Annotated in this window: 1 protein-coding gene; it reads left to right on the forward strand. The window is 59.5% G+C overall.

All coding sequences use genetic code 11. The features are described from left to right. Positions 1-131: 131 nt before the first annotated feature. Positions 132-410 (forward strand): hypothetical protein (locus FNX44_RS29380; protein WP_228450354.1); only part of this gene is annotated, 279 nt, incomplete at its 3' end.

The raw sequence follows: 410 nt of genomic DNA on the forward strand, positions 1-410 counted from the left end.
CACCCAGTCTGATCGAATGGCGGCGATTCTATGAGAGCGGCGAATCATTGCGAACTGTGATTCATCACAGTAGACCGATCTGTGGGTGAGCAGCATCATGCGGGCAAATTTCTATCGTCTGGGGTATTGCTGTGCAGGTCGATTACAAGTCCGCTGCCATTGGGGGCGCCGTTGCTGCGTTGGTCGTTGGTGGCCTGATGTGGGGAATCGGGAGCCAGAATCGCTCGGAAGCCGCGCTCGCTCCGTCGTACACAGGCGCGCCCGTCGCTGTGCCTGCGTCGCCGTCGCGTGATGGCCAAGCCGTCACTTTGAGCCAGGGCCAATTGCAGTACATCAAGGTCGCACCTGTGGAGCTGCGTGCATTCGCCAGCCGGCGTGAAGCCGTGGGCAATGTCGATTTTAACGAGGAC

It is taken from the genome of Streptomyces alkaliterrae, assembly GCF_007097205.2.
GTDB lineage: Bacteria > Actinomycetota > Actinomycetes > Streptomycetales > Streptomycetaceae > Streptomyces > Streptomyces alkaliterrae.